This is a genomic window from Acinetobacter courvalinii, from assembly GCF_014635545.1.
Lineage (GTDB): Bacteria > Pseudomonadota > Gammaproteobacteria > Pseudomonadales > Moraxellaceae > Acinetobacter > Acinetobacter courvalinii.
In genome coordinates, this window is the sequence record NZ_BMDA01000002.1 from 176263 (window position 1) to 188633 (window position 12371).

Consider the following 12371-nt stretch of genomic DNA (forward strand, 5'->3'; position numbering starts at 1 on the left):
TAGACACATTTTTATCACCCGACTATTTGAATAAAAGGCTGCTCATGAAGCATTTTCGTTTCTCAATTTTCTTTACGGTGGTGTGTCTTGCACTATCGGCCTACTGGGGCTATACGCACGGGCCTGAAGCAGGTGTAACCACCATGCTGAAAGCCTTGACCATTACTGCAATTCTGGCGGTGATGGAAGTCTCTTTATCGTTTGATAATGCGGTTGTAAATGCCTCGGTACTACGTGGTTGGGATCATTTCTGGAAAATGATTTTCTTAACCGTAGGGATTCTGATTGCCGTATTCGGTATGCGTTTGATTTTCCCTGTAGTGATCGTGGCCGTGACGGCAGATATGGGCATGATTGAAGTGGCAAAACTGGCCCTCAATGACCCAAAAACCTATTCCGAACGTTTAATGGCCCATCATGCGGAAATTTCAGCCTTTGGTGGTACTTTCCTATTGATGGTGTTCTTGAATTTCTTCTTTGACGACGGCAAAGAAACCCATTGGTTTAAATGGTTAGAAGCCAAACTGGCACATTTGGCCAGCGTACCTGCGATGTCGGTTTTCCTTGCCCTGATCGCAATGATCATCATGGCAGCAAACGTGGAAGAATCGGTGCGCCTGGCGGTCACCATGGCGGGAATCTGGGGGATTGTGGTGTACATCGGCGTTCAGGTGTTGAGTCATTTATTGGGTGGCGAACCTGAAATTGATGATGAGGGGAATGCTGTCACCCATGATTCAAATGGCGCTGCTGCGGGTGTGGTCAAAGCCGGTTTTGGTGGTTTCCTTTACCTTGAAGTGCTGGATGCCTCATTCAGTTTTGATGGTGTGATTGGTGCCTTTGCGATTACCAGCGATGTGGTGGTCATCATGCTCGGTCTGGCGATCGGTGCGATCTTTGTCCGTTCGATGACCATCTATCTGGTCGAGAAAGGTACATTGGATGCTTATATCTTTCTAGAACATGGCGCACATTATGCGATTGGTGCCTTGGCCTTTATCATGATTGCCAGCGGTACTGGCTTACATGTACCTGAAGTGGTGACTGGCCTGATCGGGGTGGCCTTTATTGTCTGGGCGGTGATTGCTTCGATTCAGTACAGCAAGCGGGAACAACAGGCTTCTTAAGCTTGTTTTCAGCTTGAACAGCTATGTTAAATAAAGGAGCGATATTCGCTCCTTTATTTTTCCCTGAAGAAAGATTGTGATTTTCATGATCTAACTTACAACCTTTGCAGGCGAATGGCTTATAATTCGCTGAGCCCGTTATAGTGTCTTATCAACAATGAATGCTTTAGAACGCCGTTCAACCTTTGCCTTAAGTAGCATTTTTGCCTTACGCATGTTGGGCCTGTTCATGATTATTCCTGTCTTTTCAGTGGCAGGACAATCCTATCAATACGCCACGCCAGCCCTGATTGGTCTTGCGGTCGGGGTCTATGGCTTAACTCAGGCAATTTTACAGATCCCATTTAGTTTGCTGGCAGACCGTTTCAGCCGTAAACCGCTGGTGGTGCTTGGACTGTTGCTGTTTGCAATCGGTGGGGCAATTGCGGGTTTGTCGGACACCATTTATGGCGTGATTATCGGTCGTGCCATTGCCGGTGCTGGTGCCGTTTCAGCGGTGGTGATGGCATTACTGGCGGATGTGACCCGAGAAGAACAACGCACCAAAGCCATGGCTGCGATGGGCATGAGTATTGGCCTGTCTTTTGTGGTGGCATTTAGTTTGGGGCCGTGGCTGACCAGTCTGGTCGGTATTTCGGGACTATTCTTTGTGACCACGATCATGGGGCTGGCGGCCATTTTAATGTTGCTGTTGGTGCCTAAAGTCACCCGTCATCATCGAAACTACCAGCAGGGCTATCTGAATCAGCTTAAACAAGTCATCCAGATGGGTGAATTGAACCGCTTGCACGTCTCGGTGTTTGCGTTGCATCTGTTGCTGACCGCCATGTTTATTTATGTGCCTTCACAGTTGATTGAATACGCACAAATTCCATTGGCGAAGCACGGATTCGTCTATTTGCCGCTCTTAGTGATCAGTCTGTTCTTTGCGTTTCCAAGCATTATCATTGCGGAAAAATATCGCAAGATGCGCGGCATTTTTCTGACTGCGATTGCGGGGATTATTGGCGGTCTGTTGATCCTGATTTTTGGCTATGAATCAAAATACGTGTTACTTGCCGGATTAGGCCTGTTCTTTATTGCATTTAACGTGATGGAAGCTTTATTGCCGTCATGGTTGTCCAAGGCTGCGCCGATCCAGTCGAAAGCGACTGCGATGGGGGTCAATGCCAGCAGCCAGTTCCTCGGCGCTTTCTTTGGCGGTACCTTGGGCGGGCAACTTTTGATGATGCAGAATACTGCGCTCGGGTGGAGTGTGCTGACCGGGATTGCTATAATATGGCTGCTGATTAGTTTTGGATTGGCACAGCCAAGATATCTGTCCTCAATTGTATTGCCTTTACCTCAGACGGTACAAACAGACGAATGGACTTCAAAACTTTTGGCAATTCGTGGTATTGAAGAAGTCGTGGTGATGCCTGAGCAACAAGTTGCTTATATTAAAGTCGATAAACAGTGCATTGATGATGCTGGACGACAAGATTTAACGCACTTGATTGGCAAAGAGGTAGCCATTTGATCATAACTCTTATAAAGTGAAACATATAAATATATAGGATGAAGACAGCTAATGCGTGGTGTGAATAAAGTTATTTTAGTAGGTACTTTAGGACGAGATCCAGAAACAAAAACCTTCCCGAATGGCGGGTCGCTTACTCAGTTCTCGATTGCAACGAGTGAGTCGTGGATGGACAAGAGTACAGGTGAACGTAAAGAGCAAACGGAATGGCATCGTATTGTATTGCATAACCGTTTAGGTGAAATTGCTCAGCAATATCTGCGTAAAGGCTCAAAAGTCTATATCGAAGGTTCATTACGTACCCGTCAATGGACCGACCAGAATGGTCAGGAACGTTATAGCACTGAAATCCGTGGCGACCAGATGCAAATGCTGGATACGCGTCAGCAAGGCGAGCAAAGCGGTGGCGATTTCAATCAACCACGCTTTAATAACAATAATAATCAAGGCGGTGGCTACCAGAACACGGGTTATAACAATAACAACCAGAATGGCGGCTTTAACGGCGGCAACCAAGGTAATTATGCGGGCAGCCCTCAAGCAGGTAATGGTTTTAATACGCCAAAAGCAGCACCGCAACCCGCTGCAGCACCTGCGGATCTAGACGACGACTTACCGTTCTAAGCCCAAAGCAGATGTTCAAAAGCGAGGATAACTTCGGTTATACCTCGCTTTTTTATTGTCTCATTCCCTGCATCACTTATCCGTAAAATCCTCTTGTTAGCTCATATCTTGAAAAGAATCCAATGCCTTATTGCTAAAAATCAAAACAAGAACGCCCTTAAAAATACACTTTAAAAAAAGTCCCGGTGGTGAGGAGAAATCCTGCAATTGGCCCTCGGTTTTATTCTCAAAATGGCTCTCGTTTCTTGGCTGCCGAAGCGACACATTAAATCTATTGGACGTATGCATACGGAAGCGTCGGTTTAGTCATAGAAAGATCCAGGCATGGATGATGAACAAAACGACTAAATTTTTTGAGGGTATTTTCTATTTCAGAATGCACTGTTCTGAGACCGGAAGATGCGCCTGAAGTGAAGGAAGAACAATAATGACAGCACACCCTGATCGTTCCGAAGCCAAACAAGCCCACGGCTTACAAAGTGGATTAAAGTCGCGCCATCTCACCATGATCTCGATTGCCGGAGTGATTGGCGGTGCATTATTTGTCGGTTCTGGTAACGTCATTTACGCCGCAGGTCCCGCGGTTATCCTGGCTTATGCCTTAGGCGGATTACTGGTGCTGTTCATCATGCGCATGCTCGGTGAAATGGCAGTGATGAATCCGGATAGCGGTTCATTTTCGACCTATGCCGATCGTGCCATTGGACGTTGGGCCGGGTTCTCAATTGGCTGGCTGTACTGGTGTTTCTGGACCCTGTTGATGGGCTGGGAGGCCTATGTCGCCGGTAAGATTCTGCATAGCTGGTTTCCGTTTATGCCGATCTGGGGCTATATGCTACTGGTGATTGTGTCCTTGGTCTGGGTCAATCTAAAAGACGTCAAAAGCTATGGTGAATTTGAGTTCTGGTTTGCCCTGATCAAAGTGGTGGCGATTATTATCTTTTTGGTGATTGGCAGTTTAGCCATTTTTCATCTGTGGCCGTGGGGCGATCTGGCTCAAGCAGGTTCAACCGGATTATTCCAACAAGAATTTATGCCGAATGGGATTGCACCAGTGATTACTGCGTTATTGGGAGTGATGTTTGCCTATGTCGGTGCTGAAATTGTCACGGTGGCGGCTGCGGAATCCAAAAGCCCGGAAAAAGAGATCCGTAAAGCATCTAATTCAGTGGTCTGGCGGATTTTATTGTTCTATGTCGGCTCCATGTTGATCACGGTCTGTTTGATTCCGCATGACAATCCTTTATTAAAAGATCCAACCTGGGGAACGTATAGCGTTACCCTGACTGCACTGGGCATTCCTGAAGCAAGGCATATTGTCAATTTCGTAGTACTCACCTCGGTATGTAGCTGCTTTAACTCGGCACTGTACACCTGTTCGCGCATGCTATTTTCGCTCTCCAAGCGCGGCGATGCACCCAAATGTCTGGCGCTGACCAACCGTCAGGGCAGTCCATGGATCGGAGTGGTGTTTTCCAGTCTGTTTGCTGTTGTCGCCGTGTATTTAACCGCAACTGAAAGCATGAATGTCTATGATGTGCTGATGATGGCCACAGGTACGGTGGCTTTATATGTGTATCTGGCGATTGCCTGTTCCCAGTTACGGATGCGTAAAAAGTACCAGCGTGAAGGCAAACAGATCGATTTTAAAATGTGGCTGTTCCCGTGGATTACCTATGCCGTGATTTTTATCATTATTGGATCACTACTGGTGATGCTGATCGAAGGGACTTATTTTAAAGAAGTGATCTACACTTCCTTGCTGGCCTTGTCGATTGTAATGATTGGTGTGCTGGTGCAGAAACTGAATAAGGCTAAAGTCGGCAACAATGCCCTGATCCAGAAAAAACAATCGATCTAAACATGCATGAATCATCGTTTAAATCTATAGAGAATCCCTTGAGCGAGATTCTCTATTTTTCATTTGTGCTTAAGGCAGGGTCGCAACCCCTGCTTCACGTAGACATTGCAATAACACACCAAAGGCCATGACCATATCTTTTTCATTGACACAGGCAAAGCCCATTAGCAGTCCACGCTGTGCATGGGCATGGGAGTGCATATAATATTGTGACAGTGCGCGTACCTTGACGCCACGTTCCAGTGCGGTGGCGGCAACCGCGACATCGTCGCATTGCGCCGGAAGCTTGAGTACCAGATGTAAGCCGGCTGCCTCATCATACTCATGCACAAATTCCGGTCCCAAATAACGGTTAATCAGGCTCACCAGATAGTCACGGCGTTTGCCATACAGCAAACGCATGCGGCGGATATGCGCTTCATAATGGCCTTCACGAATAAATTCAGCCAAGGCTTTCTGCTCGAGCAGATGTCCACCCCGATATAATTCCGCTGCCACAATCCGTAAAGGCGAGAATAGCGGCTTCGGCACCACCACATAACCAATCCGTAATGAGGGATAAATGGTTTTACTAAAGGTGCCCATATAAATCACTGGCGCATCATTTTCCAGACCTTGTAGGGAAGGATAAGGCTGGCCAGAGAAGCGGAATTCACTGTCATAGTCATCCTCCACAATCCAGCTGTGATGTTGACGGGCGATCTGGATCAGCTGTTTTCTTCGGTCCAGACTTAAATGCGAACCGAGTGGATATTGATGTGAAGGGGTTACAAAAATCAGTTTAGGCGGTTCGGCTGGCTGTTCTTCGGGAATAATCCCTTCGGCATCCACCGGCATGGCCTGAATATCCAGCCCGTTGATCCTTAAGGTATTGCGCATGCCCCAATAGGCCGGGTCTTCAATCCAGACACGATCGCCAATATCACTGAGCGCCCGTGAAACCAGATCAATGGCCTGATGGATGCCTTCGGTAATAATGATCTGGTCTGCATCGCACTGCACGGAACGGGCAACACGTAGATAGTCGGCCAAGGCGCTGCGCAGTTCAATACAGCCACCAGCGCTGCTATAAATCAGCCGGTTAATATCGGGTTCACGGCTGAGACGGGCCTGGATACGGCTGAAAATATGATGCGGAAACTCGGTGACATCAGGGGCACCCGGGACAAAGGCTCCCCACTGGTGTGGAGAAGCCGCAGCATAGCCCAATAAGCTTGAGCCACGTTGTGACAGCACCACCGAGGTTTCTTGCTGGGCAACAGGCGCTTGTTTTTTATTGATCTTGGTATTTAAAAAGGCTTCAGGAAGCTGTTCTGCCACCCAGGTGCCATGTCCGGTACGCGCCTCCAGATAGCCTTCTGCCTGAAGTTGTTCATAGGCTGAAAGCACCGTATTACGGGACACATGAATTTCACTGGCTAAGTCACGTGAAGCAGGCAAGCGGGTTTTCGGCTGGATGACGCCTTCGATAATGGCCCCGCGTAAACAGCGAAATAGGCGTTGATGTAGTTTTCCTTCCATGTCCTGTTGGAGACGTTGTAATAAATGGTCTCCAAGTAAACTACGCAATTGGCTCTCTCCTTCAATTTAAAAGTGGCTCTCGTCACTGGCCTTCATACGCGCGAAATTACAGCTATAGACAGTCCTGGTAAAACATCCTGAAAAAAGCGAGCTGGATGTCGGGCAACACTGTAACTGACGATGAAAATATGAGGGAATTAAATGAACAATCAACATTCTGCACTTAACGCACGTAAACAGCAAGCCACACCACGTGGTGTGGGCGTGATGTGTCAGTGGTATGCGGCAAAAGCCGAAAATGCCACCATTTGGGACAAGGACGGTAATGCCTTTATCGATTTTGCCGGCGGGATTGCAGTGTTGAATACCGGTCATCGTCATCCCAAGGTGATGGCCGCGGTGACTGAGCAACTGACAAAGTTTACCCACACGGCTTATCAGGTCACGCCTTACGAAAGCTATGTGGCTTTGGCTGAACGGATTAATGAACGTGCGCCGATTACAGGCGCCGCCAAGTCCGCTTTCTTTACCACCGGTGCCGAGGCGGTTGAGAATGCCGTGAAAATTGCACGATCATATACCGGCCGTCATGGCATTATCACCTTTGGTAATGGTTTCCATGGCCGTTCATTCATGACCATGGCCATGACCGGTAAAACAGCGCCGTACAAACGTGATTTTGGGGTGATGCCGGCAGGGGTGTTCCATGCGCGTTACCCTGTGCCAGCCAAAGGCATCAGCGTCGATGCAGCTATTGCCAGTGTTGAAGATATTTTCAGTGAAGACATTGCCCCGCATGACGTGGCGGCGATTGTACTGGAGCCGGTGCAAGGTGAAGGCGGTTTCAATGTGGTACCTGCCGAGTTTTTAAAGCGTTTACGTGCCTTATGTGACAAGCATGGTATTTTACTGGTGGCCGATGAAGTCCAAACCGGTTTTGCACGTACAGGTAAACTGTTTGCCATGAACCATTACGAGACCAAAGCCGATCTGATCACCATGGCAAAAAGCCTGGGTGGCGGTTTCCCGATTTCAGGTGTAGTGGGACGTGCCGACGTCATGGATGCACCAAACCCGGGTGGTCTGGGCGGAACCTATGCAGGTAACCCTATTGCGGTTGCGGCAGCCCATGCGGTGATTGATGCGATTGAGCAAGAAAAGCTGTGCGAGCGTGCCAATGAACTGGGGGCCGAGCTGGTCGCTGTACTTAAACAGATCCAGCAGGCATCGGGTGAGGTAGTGACCGATATTCGTGCACTCGGATCGATGGTGGCGGTTGAACTGGAAACGGCTGAGCAAGCAAAAGCTGTACAAAATTATGCAATGGAAAACGGTTTGTTACTCCTGACTTGCGGTAAATACGGTAACGTTATTCGTTTCTTATATCCATTAACTATTCCTGCTGCACAATTCCGTCAAGGTCTGGAGATCTTGAAACAAGGTTTTGTCGCATTGAATCCACAGCGTATAACAGTAATGGAGCAACCTGCATGATTCAAAACAATTTGCAGTATCTGTTAAAACATCCCGATATTGCATTTAATCAGCCTGCATCTAGTGATTATATTGAAGTCAACGATGCAGCAACTGGCGATACATTGGCTTGGGTCAAAAGCTATGACCGAGCGGCCGTTGATGCGGCGATCCAGCGTTCTGCCCAGGCGCAGGCAGCCTGGAAAAAGCAAACCGCACTGGCGCGTGCCGATGTATTGCTGAGCTGGTACAACCTGATGCTCGAGCACAAGGAAAATCTGGCGCAGATTCTAACCGCCGAACAGGGCAAACCGCTGGCGGAAGCCCGTGGTGAAATTGCCTATGCCGCTTCTTTTATTCGCTGGTTTGCAGAGCAGGCACGCCGTATTGATGGTGAAGTGTTAACCTCAACCCAGCCGAACCAGCGCTTGCTGGTGATTAAGCAGGCCATTGGGGTAACGGCGGCCATCACGCCGTGGAATTTCCCTGCGGCAATGATCACCCGTAAGGCAGCACCTGCAATTGCAGCGGGTTGTAGCATGCTGGTCAAACCCGCAGAGCAGACCCCATTAACCGCGTATGCCCTCGAAGTCTTGGCCTTACAGGCCGGCTTGCCAGCTGATATTTTAATCAATATCAGTGGTGATGCGATTGAAGTCGGCAAGACCTTATGCGAAAGCGATATTGTGCGTAAGCTCAGTTTTACCGGTTCAACCCAGGTCGGTCGCATCTTGATGCAGCAATGTGCACCAACCATTAAAAAGCTTTCGCTGGAATTGGGAGGGAATGCACCGGTACTGGTATTTGATGATGCCAACCTGGAGCAGGCCGTGCAGGGCATTATGGCCAGCAAATACCGCAACAGCGGTCAGACCTGCGTATGTGCCAATCGTATCTATGTGCAAGATGGCATTTACGATGCTTTGGCAGATCGTCTGGTGGAAGCGGTGTCTAAGTTGAAAGTGGGCGATGGCCGTCAGGAAGGTTCAACCCAGGGACCGTTGATTGATGAAGATGCGATTGCCAAAGTTCAGTCGCATATTACCGATGCAACTGGCAAAGGTGCGACGCTACGCATTGGTGGGCAACGTTCGGCTTTGGGTGGAACATTCTTTGAACCGACCGTGTTGACGGGCGTTACCCAAGACATGAAGGTCTCGAAAGAAGAAACCTTTGGGCCACTGGCTGCTTTATTCCGTTTTAAAACTGAAGACGAAGCGGTGGCAATGGCGAACGATACCGAGTTCGGTCTGGCGGCGTATTTATTTACCCAGAGTACAGCCCGTCAATGGCGAGTCGGTGAAGCACTGGAATACGGCATGGTCGGCATCAACACCGGTGCGATTTCTAATGAAGTTGCACCTTTTGGTGGTGTGAAACAGTCAGGCTTAGGCCGCGAAGGTTCAAAATTCGGTATCGAGGAATATACCGAAATGAAGTATCTGTGTGTGGATTTATCTGAATAGGACATAAAACGTTTTATCTCTTAGTTTAGCAATGTTCTACACAGCACAAGTTTGATAAAAAGCCAGTCATGCCCATTCATGACTGGCTTTTTTCATTCTGATTGGGCTTAGCGGGCCGAGTCCAGTATTTCATTATTCTGAACCACAGCCTGAGCTTTGCTGTAGCTTTCGATCAGTAACTGGTAGGCCGGGAAAATCTGGGTATAGACCTGTGCCCATTCCAGTGCGTCATCACGGTTCCAGGTACGTTGGATTTCAGAGGCCACCGCTGCGGTATCCATTGGCACCACACCTGCCTGCACCACACGGGCCAAGGTAATTTCTTCTGCCATTTTGCTATAGGTGCCTGAAGCATCAATCACGGCAAATACTTTATAACCTTCGGCAACTGCACTAATCGCAGGGAAAGCCATACACACACTGGTAATGGTTCCCGCAATAATTAAGGTATTGCGACCGGTTGCTTTGACTGCATTGACAAAGTCCGGGTTGTGCCAGGCGTTGATTTCACCTTTACGGGCGATATATTGCGCATGCGGTGCATTGGCATGAATCTCGGGAATCAGCGGCCCATTCGGACCTTGCGGCACCGACGCTGTCGTGATCACCGGAATCTTGGCCAGACTGGCGATCTTGGCCAAAGCTGCGGCACGTTGGCGTAATTCGGGCATGGGCATATCACCGACGGTCTGGAATAAGCCGCTTTGGTGGTCGATCAAGAGCATTACGGCATCATTGACATCAATCACGGGTGCCTGACCATTGAAATTTGCTGGTGTTGTCATTGTTGTATCCTCATTTTGTCTTAGGGGGTATAATTAATAATATAGACAGGACGATGACTGAAAAATATCTATAATAGGATATATTGTCATGTCAAAAGAACAATGCTGCTGAATACTGACAGGTTGAGCAAATAAGATGAAAGATTTAAATGACTTATATTTCTTTGTCAAAGTCATCGATTGCGGTGGCTTTTCTGCCGCCAGTCAGGAACTGATGGTCACCAAGTCCTTATTGAGTCGCCGCATTGCCGAACTGGAAGAACGTCTCGGGGTCAAGCTGATCAACCGGACCACCCGCCAGGTCTCGATTACCGAAGTGGGTAAAATCTATTATCAGCATTGCAAGGCCATGTTGATTGAAGCCGAGGCAGCCGAGGAGGCCATCGAGTTTTTAACCGCTGCACCACGCGGCCTGATCAAACTGTCTTGCCCGACCAATTTATTGCATATCAATATCAGCCAGATGCTGAATGAGTTTTTGCAGCTATATCCCAAGATCAGCCTGCATGTGGAAGCCACCAACCGCCGGGTTGACTTAATCAATGAACGTTTTGATCTGGCGCTACGGATTCGGACTTTGCCTTTGCCAGACAGCGATTTAATTGTGCGGGAACTGGCGCTGGCACGGCAGTTTATTGTCGCGAGTCCAGACCTGTTACATCAGTTTTATTCGATCAGTGAACCGCAGCAATTGACCCAGTTTCCGGTGCTGATGATGGAGTCTTTTGCACCTGAATATCATTGGCAATTATTTTCAAACGACCAGCAAGAACAAAAAGTGCAGTGCCATCCACGACTGACCACTACCGATTTAACAGCATTAAGAGAAGCTACTTTACAAGGACTGGGTATCGCTAAATTACCGGAACTGATGGTGGCTGAAGATATCAAACAGGGGCGCCTGATTCATGTCTTGCCTGAATGGCAACCCAAGCCAGAGCTGATCCATCTGGTATATACCTCTAGACGCGGCTTGCTGCCCTCGATGAAATTATTGATCGATTTTCTGGTCAAAAAGTTTGATGAACTGAAACAGCACAACTCGGTGTTGTATTAATCAGAGTCCTATAACGAATAGCCGCTGTCAGTTTTTGCCAATTCACGCAGGCCCTGCATCAGGGTCTCGATCAGTTTTTCCACCACCAGACGCTGGCCTTTACGTGAGGCATACACCAGTTGCACCGTACCGCGATTGGATTTCCATTCGGGCAGTAAATGAATGAGTTTGCCTTTTTCAATATCGGCTTGCACGGTCAGGTAGGGTAAATCTGCGATGCCCAGCCCATCACGCACCGCATAATACACGCCTGCTAGATCATTACTTTTGACCCGTGGCTGATAGGGCACATCCACCGTTTCATCCCGCTCTACATGACATAAGTGCCAGTAATACTGATGTTTTTGTATACCTAGGGCCACACTCGGATAGTGCTGCAAGTCTGAATAATGCTGGATGGTCTGGCCTTGCAGTAATTCGGGGGCCGCCACCAGACAATGTTCGGTGCGGATCACGTCACGGACAATCAGGCTGGAATCCTGATTCGGTTCAAAACTGGTACGGATCGCGATATCAATATCATCATGCAGCACATCGACACGACGGCTGGTCAGTTCCAGAGAGATGTCAACTTTGGGATAGTTTTTTAAGAACTGATTCAGTAATTTACGAATCTGGAAATGCATCATCAACGGTGGGCAACTGATCTTGACCGTACCTTGCGGTTCATTTTTCTGTTTCAGCAAGACATTTTCGGCACATTCCACTTGGGCAATGACCTTACAGCATTCTTCATAGAATTCCTGGCCTAAATCGGTGACTTTAAAATGCCGGGTGGTGCGCTGGATCAGGCTGACATTAAACTTCTGTTCCAGTTCAATGATGCGACGGCTCAGCTTGGATTTGCTGATATTTTCAGCTTCGCTGGCCGCACTAAATCCGCCGTGTTTCACCACCAGATAGAAATAATGAAAGTCATCAAATGAGTTGATCAAGGC

At 48.3% G+C, this 12371-nt stretch carries 10 protein-coding genes; 7 read left to right on the forward strand and 3 right to left on the reverse strand.

Translation table 11 applies throughout. The annotated features are described in order from the left end of the window. Positions 1 to 44: 44 nt before the first annotated feature. The 4 genes from IEV39_RS10415 (at position 45) to IEV39_RS10430 (ending at position 5131) form a co-directional block, all read left to right on the forward strand. A complete protein-coding gene (locus IEV39_RS10415; RefSeq protein WP_005227830.1) occupies positions 45 to 1127 on the forward strand; it encodes a DUF475 domain-containing protein in 1083 nt (360 codons plus the stop codon). Between the two features lie 157 nt (positions 1128 to 1284). Continuing rightward, positions 1285 to 2646 (forward strand): MFS transporter, encoded by a 1362-nt coding sequence (locus tag IEV39_RS10420; RefSeq protein WP_005282505.1) that lies wholly within the window; start codon positions 1285 to 1287, stop codon positions 2644 to 2646. Between the two features lie 51 nt (positions 2647 to 2697). Then, positions 2698 to 3270: a single-stranded DNA-binding protein gene (ssb, locus tag IEV39_RS10425; protein WP_005227828.1), complete on the forward strand. Its 573-nt coding sequence runs from the start codon at positions 2698 to 2700 to the stop codon at positions 3268 to 3270. A 427-nt stretch (positions 3271 to 3697) separates the two neighbouring features. Further along, entirely contained in the window at positions 3698 to 5131 is a 1434-nt protein-coding gene (locus IEV39_RS10430) for an amino acid permease (protein WP_005282508.1), read from the forward strand. Positions 5132 to 5200: 69 nt separating this feature from the next. Here the strand turns inward: IEV39_RS10430 and pdxR are convergent, their stop codons facing one another. Then, the gene (gene pdxR / locus IEV39_RS10435) at positions 5201 to 6700 is read right to left on the reverse strand and encodes a MocR-like pyridoxine biosynthesis transcription factor PdxR (protein WP_005282511.1); all 1500 of its coding nucleotides are present in this window, start codon (positions 6698 to 6700) and stop codon (positions 5201 to 5203) included. Between the two features lie 153 nt (positions 6701 to 6853). On the opposite strand from pdxR, the gene gabT reads away from it, so the two are divergent. Then, positions 6854 to 8146: a 4-aminobutyrate--2-oxoglutarate transaminase gene (gene gabT, locus IEV39_RS10440; RefSeq protein WP_005282514.1), complete on the forward strand. Its 1293-nt coding sequence runs from the start codon at positions 6854 to 6856 to the stop codon at positions 8144 to 8146. Next, positions 8143 to 9591 carry an NAD-dependent succinate-semialdehyde dehydrogenase gene (locus tag IEV39_RS10445; RefSeq protein WP_005282516.1) on the forward strand — a complete coding sequence of 483 codons (1449 nt, stop codon included), beginning with the start codon at positions 8143 to 8145 and terminating at the stop codon, positions 9589 to 9591. Before gabT ends, IEV39_RS10445 begins: the two co-directional genes overlap by 4 nt. Positions 9592 to 9698: 107 nt before the next feature. Here the strand turns inward: IEV39_RS10445 and IEV39_RS10450 are convergent, their stop codons facing one another. Next, a complete protein-coding gene (locus IEV39_RS10450) occupies positions 9699 to 10376 on the reverse strand; it encodes a hydrolase (RefSeq protein WP_005282519.1) in 678 nt (225 codons plus the stop codon). Between the two features lie 136 nt (positions 10377 to 10512). Here IEV39_RS10450 and IEV39_RS10455 point away from each other — a divergent pair, with 136 nt between their 5' ends. Then, positions 10513 to 11433: a LysR substrate-binding domain-containing protein gene (locus IEV39_RS10455; RefSeq protein ID WP_005282522.1), complete on the forward strand. Its 921-nt coding sequence runs from the start codon at positions 10513 to 10515 to the stop codon at positions 11431 to 11433. Positions 11434 to 11441: 8 nt separating this feature from the next. On the opposite strand, the gene IEV39_RS10460 is transcribed toward IEV39_RS10455, so the two are convergent. After that, the gene (locus IEV39_RS10460; protein WP_005227815.1) at positions 11442 to 12368 is read right to left on the reverse strand and encodes a LysR substrate-binding domain-containing protein; all 927 of its coding nucleotides are present in this window, start codon (positions 12366 to 12368) and stop codon (positions 11442 to 11444) included. Between the last annotated feature and the right edge of the window lie 3 nt (positions 12369 to 12371).